This is a genomic window from Paucibacter sp. TC2R-5 (assembly GCF_025717605.1).
GTDB classification, from domain to species: Bacteria; Pseudomonadota; Gammaproteobacteria; order Burkholderiales; family Burkholderiaceae_C; genus Paucibacter_A; species Paucibacter_A albus.
In genome coordinates this window covers 356,977-371,519 of the sequence record NZ_JAJIRQ010000001.1, presented here as the reverse complement: position 1 = coordinate 371,519, position 14,543 = coordinate 356,977, and the positions used below count along the sequence as shown (strand labels likewise).

General features: G+C 60.6%; 9 protein-coding genes, 1 tRNA gene and 1 CRISPR repeat array. Of the genes, 7 read left to right on the top strand and 3 right to left on the bottom strand.

Features of this window, described 5'->3' with window-relative positions; genetic code table 11:
- Positions 1-87: 87 nt before the first annotated feature.
- The 7 genes from LNV08_RS01515 (at position 88) to LNV08_RS23110 (ending at position 4,948) form a co-directional block, all read left to right on the top strand.
- Entirely contained in the window at positions 88-936 is an 849-nt protein-coding gene (locus LNV08_RS01515; protein WP_263531889.1) for a dioxygenase, read from the top strand.
- 34 nt (positions 937-970) lie between these two features.
- Positions 971-1,044, top strand: a tRNA-Gly gene (locus LNV08_RS01510).
- A gap of 82 nt (positions 1,045-1,126) precedes the next feature.
- Positions 1,127-3,145, top strand: a complete 2,019-nt coding sequence (locus tag LNV08_RS01505; RefSeq protein ID WP_263531888.1) for a site-specific integrase — start codon at positions 1,127-1,129, stop codon at positions 3,143-3,145.
- A 137-nt stretch (positions 3,146-3,282) separates the two neighbouring features.
- Positions 3,283-3,438, top strand: coding sequence for a hypothetical protein (locus LNV08_RS01500; RefSeq protein WP_263531887.1), 156 nt, complete (start codon positions 3,283-3,285; stop codon positions 3,436-3,438).
- 560 nt (positions 3,439-3,998) lie between these two features.
- A complete protein-coding gene (locus tag LNV08_RS01495) occupies positions 3,999-4,493 on the top strand; it encodes a hypothetical protein (protein WP_263531886.1) in 495 nt (164 codons plus the stop codon).
- Positions 4,494-4,561: 68 nt separating this feature from the next.
- Positions 4,562-4,714 carry a hypothetical protein gene (locus tag LNV08_RS01490; RefSeq protein WP_263531885.1) on the top strand — a complete coding sequence of 51 codons (153 nt, stop codon included), beginning with the start codon at positions 4,562-4,564 and terminating at the stop codon, positions 4,712-4,714.
- Positions 4,715-4,753: 39 nt separating this feature from the next.
- On the top strand, positions 4,754-4,948 hold the full coding sequence (locus LNV08_RS23110) for a hypothetical protein (protein WP_414858662.1): 195 nt from the start codon (positions 4,754-4,756) through the stop codon (positions 4,946-4,948).
- Positions 4,949-5,067: 119 nt separating this feature from the next.
- Positions 5,068-12,220: a CRISPR direct-repeat array (repeat unit 37 nt; unit sequence GTTTCAATCCACGCCCGCCAGTGATGGCGGGCGAAAC).
- 214 nt (positions 12,221-12,434) lie between these two features.
- Here the strand turns inward: LNV08_RS23110 and cas2 are convergent.
- Genes cas2 through cas4 form a run of 3 tightly spaced genes read right to left on the bottom strand, consistent with a single transcriptional unit; the run spans position 12,435 to position 14,503 of the window.
- Positions 12,435-12,725 (bottom strand): CRISPR-associated endonuclease Cas2, encoded by a 291-nt coding sequence (gene cas2, locus LNV08_RS01485; RefSeq protein ID WP_263531884.1) that lies wholly within the window; start codon positions 12,723-12,725, stop codon positions 12,435-12,437.
- A 30-nt stretch (positions 12,726-12,755) separates the two neighbouring features.
- Positions 12,756-13,811: a type I-C CRISPR-associated endonuclease Cas1c gene (gene cas1c, locus LNV08_RS01480; protein WP_263531883.1), complete on the bottom strand. Its 1,056-nt coding sequence runs from the start codon at positions 13,809-13,811 to the stop codon at positions 12,756-12,758.
- Positions 13,812-13,846: 35 nt separating this feature from the next.
- Positions 13,847-14,503 (bottom strand): CRISPR-associated protein Cas4, encoded by a 657-nt coding sequence (gene cas4 / locus LNV08_RS01475; protein ID WP_263531882.1) that lies wholly within the window; start codon positions 14,501-14,503, stop codon positions 13,847-13,849.
- Positions 14,504-14,543 lie beyond the last annotated feature (40 nt).

The following is a 14,543-nucleotide window of genomic DNA, read 5'->3' as shown; positions in this document are numbered from 1 at the left end:
CGATGTCGCTGGGCATGCAAAAGCCCTGAACGGCGGATTCAATCGGCCGCCACCCCGGCCGAGCCCGGCTCGGGTTGAATCAAGTCCATGACGAACAGCAAACCATTCCCTGCCCTGTTTCTCTCACACGGCTCACCGATGACCGCTCTGGAGCCGCGCGAAGCGGGCGCCTTCATGCACAGGTTGGGTCTTGTGCTGGACGCCAACTACGAGCGCCCCCGGGCGATCCTGATGGTGTCGGCCCACACCAGCGCTCGCCAGCCCTTTTTGCTGGCCGGCCAAGGCCATCAAGCGATCTACGACTTTGGCGGCTTTGATGATCGACTGCTCAAGCTGCGCTATGACGCGCCCGGCGCACCCGACTTGGCCGAAGAAGTCCTGGGCCTGGCCCAGCAAGCCGGGCAGGCCATGGCGCTGACAGGGCAAAGTGGCTTGGATCACGGCGCGTGGACGCCGCTACGCTATCTTTACCCCGACGCCGATGTGCCCGTCTTGCCGCTGGCCTTTGTCGCCAGCGACAGCCCGGCACAGCAATTCGCACTGGGGCAGATACTGGCGCCGCTGGCGCAAAGAGGCGTGCTGATCATTGCTAGCGGCAGCATCACGCACAATCTCGGCCTGGTCTTCGGGCAAGGCCGCCCGCCGGCCATTGACGCGCCGGAAATTGAAGCTTCACGCGCTTTTCGTAGCTGGTGGCTTGAGCGCAGTGCGGCCCGAGACTGGCCGGCCCTGCTCGACTACCGCAGGCAAGCGCCCTATGGCGTGGCGATGCATCCGAGCGACGAGCACCTGCTGCCCTGGTTTATCGCCGCCGGCGCCGGAGGCACTGACGCGGCGCCGCAGCGCCTGCACGCCAGCCTGACTTTTGGCTCCCTGGGCATGGACGCTTATGCCTTTGGGTCCGAAGCGCTACAGCTCGCCCAGGCCTTGGCCTGAAGCCGGCAAAAGCAGCCGGTATACTGCGCGCCATGCGGGTGTAGTTCAATGGTAGAACTCTTGCTTCCCAAGCAAATCACGTGGGTTCGATTCCCATCACCCGCTCCATAGTTGCGTAAGTCATTGTCATGACTTAGAGATTTGCCAAAATCTCCCAGCGCCCGCAGGTCTACTACGAAACTGTAGGCCGATGAAACGCAATTCAAACGTCAAGCGCCGCGAGCGCAGCACCTTCAAGGCGGTTCGCCTGTACGTGCCTGCCTGGCTTCAAAAGGCCGTTGGCAAAAAGGAAGTCAGTCGGACCACGGGCTGCCGCGATCCGCGGCTGGCCAAAATCGTCATTGCGGAGATGGTCGCGCGCTGGCACGCTGAGCTGGACAAGTACGCACGCATGGATCTATCGAAAATTGAAGCCGGCACTCTCGATCTCCTTGGCGAGGGCTACATCCATATCAATCAAGCTGCTGCCCTACTCGGCTCAGATGACCGCACGCTAGTCGCACAGCTCTTGGCAAACCATGCGCGGTTCTACGTCTATGCAGAGAACTGGGACGGCTGGTTCTTGGAAGACATGGATGCCCTTTGGCACGACCGCGACGCATCGGGCCTTGTGAGCGTTGACGTGAGCGAGACAGCACTCCGCCGCCTTGGTCAGCATCGCAAAGAGTCGCGACACCTGCAGCTCAGGTTCGACGAGGATGTTCGAGCAATTCATCAAGGGGCGCAGCAGCCAAGGGAGGTGTGCTGCTTCATGCTGCCCCCCAGCAGGCAGATGGGCTTTGTCGTTGAAATGCCTGGGCGCCCCATCTCTGCGGAACAGCTGATGGTGAGCAAGGCCGATGTCGAACAACTACGGTGCTGGCTTGCGTCTCAGATTACGCCCGCTATGGCGGCCCAGGCATCAGAGCAGCGCCCGCTCCCACTGGTCGAACCGGTCTATCTCGGCCTGGCTCACGCTAGACATGCCAACGTGCTTTTGGCCGAAATTCTTGCGACCTACATCGACCGAAACAAAGGCAAGTGGAAGCCGAACACACTTCACACCAACCAGGACCGGTGTGCGATCTTGCTGGAGCTGACAGGCAACCCGCCACTGCGCGACATTGATCGCGACTTTCTTTGGCGCCTGGTTGAAAAGCTAAAGGCGCTGCCCGATGGGCGGCAACATGTGCGTCGCCGTTTCAAGTGCCCAGAGGCCACCTTCACACAGTTGATTGCCCTTGCGGAGCAACATGACCTCCCCAGACTCACGACCAAGGCCGTCGAAAAGCTCATCGATGGTTTTGGTGAGATTTTCACTTGGGCCGTAACGCAGACCTACTTGACCGCCAACCCAGCAACCAAGCTTGGCACTGAGGTCTTTGAGTCGATGGGAGGCAAGCGAACCAAGGCGTCGGACGATCGTGACCAGCTGAGCCCAGACGATCTGGCGCTCATCTTCTCGACCGAATGGTTTGTCAGGGGCACCGGAACAAAAACCAAGCAAGGTCTCTTTTACTCGTATCGCCCCCACTACTACTGGCTCCCGCTTTTGGGCCTGTTGGCTGGCGGCCGCCTCAACGAGCTTGCACAGCTGTACCTCTCCGACATTCGTTGCTCGGAGTCTGGCGTCAACTACCTAGACTTCAACCTGGACGGTGAAGACAAGGTCAACGCCGATACGGAAGGCACAGATACCCAGGACGGTGACGGTCTGGACAAATCGCTGAAGACCATCAACGCAATCCGGCAAGTACCGATTCACCCGAAGCTAATTGAGCTTGGCTTTATCGACTATGTCGTCGCGCTGCGCGGAGCTGGTTACACCCGCCTCTTCCCTGAGCTTGGGTACGACAAGACTAAAGGTTATGGAAAGTACGCGGGCAGTTGGTTCAATGAGCGCTTCCTGGGTACTCAGCTCAAGATCGAGCGCAATGGCCGCAAGACCTTTCACTCCTTTCGACACAATTTCTCAACCGCACTTGGTGACTCCGAGATCCCGGCCATCATCAAATCGCAACTGATGGGGCACAGCCGCGGCAAGGCACAAAACGAGAGTCGATATGACAAGGGGCGCCACATAGATCAGCTGGCCGAGCACCTGTCGAGTATCGACTTCGGCCTGACAGCGTACATCAAGCCGTTCTCCGTCATCGACGGCATTCAAGCCGCAGCCGACGCGTTGAAGCTCAAGACTACCAGGCAACGAAAATCAAAACGAGATGCTTGATTGACATTCAAAATCTAGCTGAAGCAAAACGGCTTTAGACATGGCTGCCGAGGGAAGGCACCAACGCATCGCGTCGTCATCCCTTGCCGCCATGCTATTCGCCACAGTGAGATTTTTCAGGCTGCGGGAGAACCCTTATGACAACTTCACAGGCGATCGGCTTGCTCGTCGTCTTCATCCTGGTATTGGTCGTGGGCGCATGGGGCGCCATGATCGCCATGAAGCCGGGGCTGACCCCTGAAGAACAGAACAAGCTGATTCACGGCGAGCCGGCCCATCCAAATGATAAGTAAGACTCAGTGGCTAGCCTGACCAATCTGGTTTGGAGCCGAATCACATCTCGCAGTTGAATTGCCCCGAGGCGATTCAAGCAGGACGTCTCGCTTTTTCGACCGTCATCGTTGCAGCCCTCCCCCACGACTTGCGCCTATCTCCAGACGAGTCCACTCAGGTGTTTCGGCACCTTGAGGAATTGAGTTCGTCCTTGGCCCGATCGTAGGCAATAGGACAGTGAAATCTATTTGCTTGCGCAGGACGCCGATCGGCTCGACTTTGGCCTGCCGACCTTCGCGTGCGTGATGCAGAAGGCGTTGTGTCGGCGTTATCGGGATTCCTTCGCCCGACCTTCTCGCGCGTGATGCAGAAGCAGGGCTTCAAGCATTTGCTGACGCGCTCCAACGAACGAATTGGCGCCTTGGTGGATATGTGGACTGATTGAAAACTCTTACTCACGCCTTGTGCGATTAGCGGACATTTAGCGCTTTCTGGTAGAGCTAAGCACGGTCTCCCTATCATTTTCTGAGCCCGCACCATCCCGGACGGGCACGACTCATGATCATCAGGAGATCCACCCATGACACTTCTCACCATCAACTTGACCATACCTGGCCGCACTTCCGCACAGCGGGACCGCATGCGACGAACAATGCGGCGCCTTGGCGCGGTTCGATACAAGCACGGCACCTACATGCTGCCGAACATCCGAAACCACCAAGCAGCTTTGGCTTCGCTTGCTGGAGATGCAGTCGAGGCAGGCGGCGTAGCGACCATCAGCTACGTTAAGCCCAGCAAGTGCGTACTTCAGGCGATGTTCGACCGCAGCCAAGAAGCAGAACACTTCGTTCAAAAGGTAAAAGACTCATACCGTTTCATCCGGGGCAAGCCAAGTTTTGGTCTGAGTGGCCTTCATGAAGCTGCCTACTTTTGGGCAGACCTTCGCCGACTGCAGAAAATAGACTACTTCGGATCCGATGCTGTTCAGGATGCCCACGAGGCGGTGGCACTCTTCGAGACGGAGGCTAAGGCAATGCACTACCTCTACGTCGCAGGCTTGCGCCGGGCATCCTAGGGGATGCGCTACCTTCGCTTGGGCAGTGCTATTCTCTGACGGTAATGTGCGCAGCGAAGGGAGCCCAAATGACAACTTCACAGGCAATCGGCTTGCTCGTCGTCTCTATCCTGGTCTTGGGCATCGGTGCGTTTGGCGCGATGATTGCTCTAAGGCCGGGGCTGACCCCTGAAGAGCAGAACAAGCTGATTCACGGCGAGCGCGATGGCAGTCTCAATTAGGCGTGGCCGAAGAGACGTCGCAACTAGGGCCACAAGCCTATGTTCGTGATTGAGCAGGCAAGCTGCGGTTCATCTCCACGCCCACCAGTAATGGTGGGCGAACCCTCAAGCGCAAACCTGATTGCATCGGCATCTGTGCGTTTCAATCCACGCCCGCCGGTGAAGGTGGGCGAAACCGAAGTCGTCGGCCGCATCGCTCGTCACTACGCGGTTTCAATCCACGCCAACCAGTGACGGTGGGCGAAACTTTGCAAGCCGAGCCGATCTTGAGGCGGCGAAGCAGTTTCCATCCACCCCACCATTGATGGTGGGCAACAATGGGTGGCAGGCGCGGCCTTGATCGTATGGCGCTTGTTTCAATCCGCGCCCACCAGTGATGGCGGGCGAAACATCCATGCTACTGACAACCGCATGCAGGAGCGGCCGTTTCAATCCACGCCCGCCAGTGATGGCGGGCGAAACGCTACCGCATCGACGCCCGCCTCAAGTACCGCCAGTTTCAATCCACGCCCGCCAGTGATGGCGGGCGAAACGCTACCGCATCGACGCCCGCCTCAAGTACCGCCAGTTTCAATCCACGCCCGCCAGTGATGGCGGGCGAAACCTGTCGTTGCCTACACCGGCAACACAAGCGTGCTGTTTCAATCCACGCCCGCCAGTGATGACGGGCGAAACACTGTTGGTCGGCGCCGTGGCTCCGGTGTCATCAATGTTTCAATCCACGCCCGCCAGTGATGGCGGGCGAAACCTGTCGTTGCCTACACCGGCAACACAAGCGTGCTGTTTCAATCCACGCCCGCCAGTGATGACGGGCGAAACACTGTTGGTCGGCGCCGTGGCTCCGGTGTCATCAATGTTTCAATCCACGCCCGCCAGTGATGGCGGGCGAAACTCTGCTGTGCCTTCGGCCTTGCGGATCATGGCCAGGTTTCAATCCACGCCCGCCAGTGATGGCGGGCGAAACCGGCGTTATCGGGTTCTGGTGCCACTGCGTCCTTGTTTCAATCCACGCCCGCCAGTGATGGCGGGCGAAACGAGATCGTCAGCGATACAAACACTCCCCATGTCCAGTTTCAATCCACGCCCGCCAGTGATGGCGGGCGAAACCGGCGTTATCGGGTTCTGGTGCCACTGCGTCCTTGTTTCAATCCACGCCCGCCAGTGATGGCGGGCGAAACGAGATCGTCAGCGATACAAACACTCCCCATGTCTAGTTTCAATCCACGCCCGCCAGTGATGGCGGGCGAAACCAAGAAGAACACTCAGTTGATCTGCAGCCAATGCGGGTTTCAATCCACGCCCGCCAGTGATGGCGGGCGAAACGGTCTAGGACTGGATGCATAAAAAAACCCCGCGTAGTTTCAATCCACGCCCGCCAGTGATGGCGGGCGAAACATCGCTCCAAGTGATGCTCTCCTGCTGATTGCCGTTTCAATCCACGCCCGCCAGTGATGGCGGGCGAAACTGAATCTCAAGCCACGCGTCATCCACCCAATTGATGTTTCAATCCACGCCCGCCAGTGATGGCGGGCGAAACTAGCGGGGCGCAGCCATCCCGGCCAGTAGCTCACTGTTTCAATCCACGCCCGCCAGTGATGGCGGGCGAAACGGTCTAGGACTGGATGCATAAAAAAACCCCGCGTAGTTTCAATCCACGCCCGCCAGTGATGGCGGGCGAAACATCGCTCCAAGTGATGCTCTCCTGCTGATTGCCGTTTCAATCCACGCCCGCCAGTGATGGCGGGCGAAACTGAATCTCAAGCCACGCGTCATCCACCCAATTGATGTTTCAATCCACGCCCGCCAGTGATGGCGGGCGAAACCGAGCACATTCGTTCTGCTCCGGTCATCGGCATCGTTTCAATCCACGCCCGCCAGTGATGGCGGGCGAAACGGATAGTCAGATACCAGTTGTAGCTTGGCGCCATGTTTCAATCCACGCCCGCCAGTGATGGCGGGCGAAACTAGCGGGTCGCAGTATCGGCTAATCAATCGCAGGCAGTTTCAATCCACGCCCGCCAGTGATGGCGGGCGAAACATTGAGTCTCTGATTACCTGCTCGTCCTTTCAGATGTTTCAATCCACGCCCGCCAGTGATGGCGGGCGAAACAAATGCTGCGGATGATGGAGGCGTCAGGCTCCAGCGGTTTCAATCCACGCCCGCCAGTGATGGCGGGCGAAACAGGAGGGCTTTGCGCTGCTGACGGCCACGCAGACGTTTCAATCCACGCCCGCCAGTGATGGCGGGCGAAACGATCCGCTTCCGGGATGCCTGCCCATTTGCGCGTGTTTCAATCCACGCCCGCCAGTGATGGCGGGCGAAACGCTTGGCCCCCTGAACAGCGTGCCGCTCTTGCGGCGTTTCAATCCACGCCCGCCAGTGATGGCGGGCGAAACCTCGATTACGGACGGTCGCGGTACTTACCTTAGTGTTTCAATCCACGCCCGCCAGTGATGGCGGGCGAAACGGTCTGGTTCCAGGTCGTATTCCCGCCGCTGCTCGTTTCAATCCACGCCCGCCAGTGATGGCGGGCGAAACCGGTCAACACGGCGTGCATGGTCATCGTCTCGCGGTTTCAATCCACGCCCGCCAGTGATGGCGGGCGAAACGCGGCATTGACCCAGATGTTGAGGTGCTTCGTCTTGTTTCAATTCACGCCCGCCAGTGATGGCGGGCGAAACCGGTCCACACGGCGGGCATGGTCATCGTCTCGCCGTTTCAATCCACGCCCGCCAGTGATGGCGGGCGAAACGCGGCATTGACCCAGATGTTGAGGTGCTTCGTCTTGTTTCAATCCACGCCCGCCAGTGATGGCGGGCGAAACGGCCTGGCTTCGGTGTTTGCGTTCGCTCAGTCAAGGTTTCAATCCACGCCCGCCAGTGATGGCGGGCGAAACGCAATGGCACGGTTTGGCAGCGCGTACCAAATGCAGTTTCAATCCACGCCCGCCAGTGATGGCGGGCGAAACGGCCAGCGTCATCGCCTCGATCGCCGACTTGCCAGTTTCAATCCACGCCCGCCAGTGATGGCGGGCGAAACCGCGGCGGGCTTGACACTGAGACTCCAAACTCAATGTTTCAATCCACGCCCGCCAGTGATGGCGGGCGAAACGCTTCCGGCACTTGGGATAGCAAAACAACCGCATGGTTTCAATCCACGCCCGCCAGTGATGGCGGGCGAAACTCAAGCCGTGCGACTCTGACGAGTACGGGACGCTTGTTTCAATCCACGCCCGCCAGTGATGGCGGGCGAAACTAACGCGACAAACTTCTTCTGGGGTTCAGCGACTGTTTCAATCCACGCCCGCCAGTGATGGCGGGCGAAACATTGCTGCGGGTGGCTTCGGCGGCTCGCGTCAAGGTTTCAATCCACGCCCGCCAGTGATGGCGGGCGAAACCCACGGTGGCTTTGTGCTGCGCGAGTCTCAGGCTAGTTTCAATCCACGCCCGCCAGTGATGGCGGGCGAAACGTATGGGTGTCATCGCCAGGCACAAAGGTCGAATGTTTCAATCCACGCCCGCCAGTGATGGCGGGCGAAACCGAGGCTTGAGCGTTGACCAGCGCAATAGCCGCCTGTTTCAATCCACGCCCGCCAGTGATGGCGGGCGAAACACGTAACCGCTTGCCCGAATGGTCGTTGACCCGGAGTTTCAATCCACGCCCGCCAGTGATGGCGGGCGAAACGTTGCACATCGTGCCTTTGACGCGCGGGTCAGTCGTTTCAATCCACGCCCGCCAGTGATGGCGGGCGAAACTCAGTTGCTCGGTCTTGATGGCCGCCCGCTGGGTGTTTCAATCCACGCCCGCCAGTGATGGCGGGCGAAACCGGCCCAAAGTCGAGGCCGGCTTGATCCGCAAAAGCTTCAATCCACGCCCGCCAGTGATGGCGGGCGAAACGTTGCACATCGTGCCTTTGACGCGCGGCTCAGTCGTTTCAATCCACGCCCGCCAGTGATGGCGGGCGAAACCGGCCCAAAGTCGAGGCCGGCTTGATCCGCAAAAGTTTCAATCCACGCCCGCCAGTGATGGCGGGCGAAACCCGCCGTATGGATAGTGGGAAATATCGCTGTTCTGCTGGGTTCAATCCACGCCCGCCAGTGATCGCGGGCGAAACCGGACATGTCCACAATGACGCCCTCGCGGTTGTCGTTTCAATCCACGCCCGCCAGTGATGGCGGGCGAAACCCGCCGTATGGATAGTGGGAAATATCGCTGTTCTGCTGGTTTCAATCCACGCCCGCCAGTGATGGCGGGCGAAACCGGACATGTCCACAATGACGCCCTCGCGGTTGTAGTTTCAATCCACGCCCGCCAGTGATGGCGGGCGAAACTGACGGTGCGGGCGGGTTTGGCCCCGCCGAATTGTGTTTCAATCCACGCCCGCCAGTGATGGCGGGCGAAACCCGCCGTATGGATAGTGGGAAATATCGCTGTTCTGCTGGTTTCAACCCACGCCCGCCAGTGAGGGCGGGCGAAACTGACGGTGCGCGCGGGTTTGGCCCCGCCGAATTGTGTTTCAATCCACGCCCGCCAGTGATGGCGGGCGAAACCTTTGATTCTGCCGCTTGGCGACATCTTCCACGCGTTTCAATCCACGCCCGCCAGTGATGGCGGGCGAAACCCGTTCTCGACCGTGCGCTGCTGCTGCTCCACGTCGTTTCAATCCACGCCCGCCAGTGATGGCGGGCGAAACCACGCTGCCTGCTGCGCCCACAGCTGGTGACCTCGTTTCAATCCACGCCCGCCAGTGATGGCGGGCGAAACTTGGTGGCCAGCGCTGACCGCTCGGCCTCGGTATAGTTTCAATCCACGCCCGCCAGTGATGGCGGGCGAACCCACGCTGCCTGCTGCGCCCACAGCTGGTGACCTCGTTTCAATCCACGTCCGCCAGTGATGGCGGGCGAAACTTGGTGGCCAGCGCTGACCGCTCGGCATCGATATAGTTTCAATCCACGCCCGCCAGTGATGGCGGGCGAAACTGGGCCGAGGCGTTGAAGCTGCCGGCCGATGCACTGTTTCAATCCACGCCCGCCAGTGATGGCGGGCGAAACTGGGCCGAGGCGTTGGAGCTGCCGGCCGATGCACTGGTTCAATCCACGCCCGCCAGGGATGGCGGGCGAAACAGGCCCGCCAAGCGGGGCTTGACCATTCAGGTCCTGTTTCAATCCACGCCCGCCAGTGATGGCGGGCGAAACAGGGCCGCCAAGCGGGGCTTGACCATTCATGTCCTGTTTCAATCCACGCCCGCCAGTGATGGCGGGCGAAACGTTGCCAGTAGTTGGGAATCCGCCAAGGATGGTCGTTTCAATCCACGCCCGCCAGTGATGGCGGGCGAAACCAGCCTGGTCGCGCAGCGCGCCATAGGCGTTTTGTTTCAATCCACGCCCGCCAGTGATGGCGGGCGAAACACTCCTGTATCCCATCGCCAGCACTGTTGTAAGCAGGTTTCAATCCACGCCCGCCAGTGATGGCGGGCGAAACCTTGCCAGTAGTTGGGAATCCGCCAAGGATGGTCGTTTCAATCCGCGCCCGCCAGTGATGGCGGGCGAAACCTTGCCAGTAGTTGGGAATCCGCCAAGGATGGTCGTTTCAATCCACGCCCGCCAGTGATGGCGGGCGAAACACTCATGTATCCCATCGCCAGCACTGTTGTAAGCAGGTTTCAATCCACGCCCGCCAGTGATGGCGGGCGAAACGCCCTCGTTTGTCGGCAAGCGTTACCGCTGGATATGTGTTTCAATCCACGCCCGCCAGTGATGGCGGGCGAAACGCATTCATCACTGCTCATGCCGGGTGGAGCGCCCAGTTTCAATCCACGCCCGCCAGTGATGGCGGGCGAAACGTTGCGCCACCCAGCTTGGCGATGCCTGCCGCCATGTCGGTTTCAATCCACGCCCGCCAGTGATGGCGGGCGAAACCTTGCGAGTGTGGTTACCGCACTACCGACGCCGGCCGGTTTCAATCCACGCCCGCCAGTGATGGCGGGCGAAACATTACCTTCTTGGCCGTGCTTTGCGGGCCACTGGGGTTTCAATCCACGCCCGCCAGTGATGGCGGGCGAAACCTTGCGAGTGTGGTTACCGCACTACCGACGCCGGCCGGTTTCAATCCACGCCCGCCAGTGATGGCGGGCGAAACATTACCTTCTTGGCCGTGCTTTGCGGGCCACTGGGGTTTCAATCCACGCCCGCCAGTGATGGCGGGCGAAACCTTGCGAGTGTGGTTACCGCACTACCGACGCCGGCCGGTTTCAATCCACGCCCGCCAGTGATGGCGGGCGAAACATTACCTTCTTGGCCGTGCTTTGCGGGCCACTGGGGTTTCAATCCACGCCCGCCAGTGATGGCGGGCGAAACCTGGCTTGCGGCATGACTGCGCCGCACGTCAAGCAGTTTCAATCCACGCCCGCCAGTGATGGCGGGCGAAACGCGGGCGTACAGCGTGCCGTCCTCAGCCGCAGGCGTGTTTCAATCCACGCCCGCCAGTGATGGCGGGCGAAACTTTGTGTTTGCACATCGGCGGCGCTCATGTTTGTGTTTCAATCCACGCCCGCCAGTGATGGCGGGCGAAACCTAGGCTGCTGATACCACTGCTGCACATCAAACCTGTTTCAATCCACGCCCGCCAGTGATGGCGGGCGAAACGCGCTTGGCAATACCGCCCGGTTGGGCGCAGCCTGGTTTCAATCCACGCCCGCCAGTGATGGCGGGCGAAACGCGCTTGGCAATACCGCCCGGTTGGGCGCAGCCTGGTTTCAATCCACGCCCGCCAGTGATGGCGGGCGAAACGCGCTTGGCAATACCGCCCGGTTGGCCGCAGCCTGGTTTCAATCCACGCCCGCCAGTGATGGCGGGCGAAACCAAGGCGGCGCCTTGAGCTTGACCTCCTGATTGCTGTTTCAATCCACGCCCGCCAGTGATGGCGGGCGAAGCGCGCTTGGCAATACCGCCCGGTTGGGCGCAGCCTGGTTTCAATCCCCGCCCGCCAGTGATGGCGGGCGAAGCGCGCTTGGCAATACCGCCCGGTTGGGCGCAGCCTGGTTTCAATCCACGCCCGCCAGTGATGGCGGGCGAAACCAAGGCGGCGCCTTGAGCTTGACCACCTGATTGCTGTTTCAATCCACGCCCGCCAGTGATGGCGGGCGAAACCATCCGCTGCATCACCTTGTCAAGGTAGTAATAGTTTCAATCCACGCCCGCCAGTGATGGCGGGCGAAACATTTCGAGGAAACATTGACCGCTGCCATCGGTGTGTTTCAATCCACGCCCGCCAGTGATGGCGGGCGAAACCTTCCAGGCGCTGGTCGTTGACCTTCTTGTATTCGTCGTTTCAATCCACGCCCGCCAGTGATGGCGGGCGAAACTCATACCCTCTAAGTAAGCAACACACCCATTAGAGTTTCAATCCACGCCCGCCAGTGATGGCGGGCGAAACTCATACCCTCTAAGTAAGCAACACACCCATTAGAGTTTCAATCCACGCCCGCCAGTGATGGCGGGCGAAACGCTTCGCGGATAAGTCCTTGTCGGGGTGTTGAAAACAGGTTGGTTTGCGCGGACTGCCCGTGTGAACCAGCTTCAAAACGACTCCAAAGCTCGAAGCACATCAAAAATCCAAACAAAAACAAGCACTTAAGAAGCGCGCGAACCCTAGGCGTGGAAAACCAGCACTTGGGGTTCGCGCCAACATCCTAGTCGAAGCCTGTAGCATGCAGGTAACTTACAAGACTAACGGCCCCTCAAAATCTACCGCCTTGAAGTGCCCGTATTCGCGCACCTCGGCTCCCCGCGTTTCAGGCAAGCGGTACAAGCGCAAGCAGTCCTGCTGCTCGCTGATTTCCGACAGCAGCCGTCGCTCCAGCGTCTCCAGCTCGGCCAGCGTCACCTTGCACTCAAACACGGACTTCTGCACCCGCTGACCGATCCCTTCACAGACCTTGGCGACGCGGCGCAAGCGGCGCCGCCCCTCGCGTGTCTCGGTGCAAACGTCATAACAAACAATCACCAACATGGCAGCCGCCTCCGTTTGTCTCGCGTTAATTTATTTGGTCAGAAACGGCAGATAGCCGGAGCGCACGCCATCGGCGTCCGGCTCGCCCCGAATGGCGCGTGCCAGCAGGCGCGCTTGCACCAGCGGCACCAGCCCGAGCGGCAAGGCCTGCGCCAGCAAGGGGTGATTGATTTCCTCTTGCTTGCGTTCTTGAAATGCCACCAAGACGATCTTGCGGGCCTCGGCCTTCAAGGCGACCGCGCCGCCTTCGCGCAGGTCGAAGTTATTGGCCCCCAGCTGCAAACGGTTCACCAGCGTCAGTGCCAGGCGGTCGGCAAAGGGGCGAAATTCCTCCATCAAGTCCAGCGCCAGGGCGGCGCGCCCCGGACGAAGTGCGTGCAAAAAGCCGACCTGCGGGTCGAGCCCGGCGGCCTCAAGAGCGCTGCGGCAGTCGTTCATCCACAGAGCGTAGAGAAACGAGATCAGCGCGTTGAAGCGGTCTCGCGGCGGGCGTCGGCTGCGCCCCTGCATGGCGAAGGGTTCGCGCAGATCGGCGCGCACCAGCAAGGGCAGTCCGGCGAAATACTGCCGGGCGGCCTCGCCTTCGATGCCGCGCAAGACGTCCAGTGCGTTCAATCCACTGACGTCAGGCAAGGCGCGCAGTGCAGCGGCCAGGTCATTGGCGCGGCGCGTCAATAGCGCTGCCTCGTCGGGTTCCTTTGCTTCGCGCGCGCCCCGCTGCAAACTGGTGCGTGCGTTGCGGATCTTGCCCGCCACAAAGCAGCGTGCCAGCTCCAGGGTCTGGGCGGGGTCAAGGCTGGCCTGGTGCTGGGCGCGGCGTAGCAGCACATTGCCGGTCATCGCGCCTTCGAGCCTGGCCTTGAAGCGGCCATGCTCGTTCAGCAGCACCAGCGCAATGCCCGCGTCGGCCAGCCTATGCATCAGCGGCGCCGACAAGTTGATGTGGCCAAAGCACACCACCGCATGCAGGTGATGCAGCGGCACGCGTAGGCGCACCTCGCGCTCCAGCTCGACGCGCAAGGTGTCGTTGTCCAGCCGCAAATAGCTTTCGGGCGTGGTCAGGTAGAGGGTGTTGAGGAGTTGCATGGGTGGCTTGCGCGTTGAGTGGAAGGGCGGGTCGGTCAGCTGGCGTCGGGATCGAACAAGCGCCGCAGCGCTTCGCGCCAATGCAGGCCGGCGCCCACCTCGGGCTGGCAGCGCTCGCGCAAGGAGCAGGCTTTGCAGTGCCGGGCGGCCACCTCGCCTTGCAGCGGTGCGGGCATCGCTTCGCTGCTCAGCATGGCCCGCACCGCCTGCGCCGTGGCCAGCACCTCTGCGCGCAGCGCCCGCGTGATGGGCACAATGCGGCGCCGCTTGGAACTGGCGTAATAGAGCGCGCCTTCGGGCACGGCGTGGCCGGTCATGAACTCCAGGCAGAGCGCCTGGGCGGCCAGCTGCAGCTCGTCGCAGGCGGCGATGTCGGCCGCCTTGTTGCGCGAACCATGCTTGTATTCGACCGGGTAGGGCATGCCCTTGGCGTCAAACTCGACCACATCCGATTTGCCGATCAGGCCCACCTCGTCATGCCAGAGCGGCAAGGCGCGTTCGACCCGTAAACCTTGAGTAACTTCCAGAACAGGCTGATCGGTGCGGGCATGGACGGCATTGCCGCGCAGCGTGTGGACGTTGTCATCAAAGGCCTGCTCCAGATGGATCAAAGCGCATTGGCGAGGGCAGTAGGCCCAGTGCTGCAGGGCCGACAAGGGGATGGGGCTGAGGTCTTCGCTTGCTTCATTCATTCCATATCGCTCAATCCAGATTGATGGGCGCGCCAAAAAA

Bases quoted from the DNA above. Each gene is read 5' to 3' on its own strand.
- LNV08_RS01515 (WP_263531889.1), top strand. From the start codon at position 88: ATGACGAACAGCAAACCATTCCCTGCCCTGTTTCTCTCACACGGCTCA.
- LNV08_RS23110 (WP_414858662.1), top strand. From the start codon at position 4,754: ATGTTCGTGATTGAGCAGGCAAGCTGCGGTTCATCTCCACGCCCACCA.
- cas4 (WP_263531882.1), bottom strand. From the start codon at position 14,503: ATGAATGAAGCAAGCGAAGACCTCAGCCCCATCCCCTTGTCGGCCCTG.
- LNV08_RS01490 (WP_263531885.1), top strand. From the start codon at position 4,562: ATGACAACTTCACAGGCAATCGGCTTGCTCGTCGTCTCTATCCTGGTC.
- cas1c (WP_263531883.1), bottom strand. From the start codon at position 13,811: ATGCAACTCCTCAACACCCTCTACCTGACCACGCCCGAAAGCTATTTG.
- LNV08_RS01500 (WP_263531887.1), top strand. From the start codon at position 3,283: ATGACAACTTCACAGGCGATCGGCTTGCTCGTCGTCTTCATCCTGGTA.
- LNV08_RS01495 (WP_263531886.1), top strand. From the start codon at position 3,999: ATGACACTTCTCACCATCAACTTGACCATACCTGGCCGCACTTCCGCA.
- cas2 (WP_263531884.1), bottom strand. From the start codon at position 12,725: ATGTTGGTGATTGTTTGTTATGACGTTTGCACCGAGACACGCGAGGGG.
- LNV08_RS01505 (WP_263531888.1), top strand. From the start codon at position 1,127: ATGAAACGCAATTCAAACGTCAAGCGCCGCGAGCGCAGCACCTTCAAG.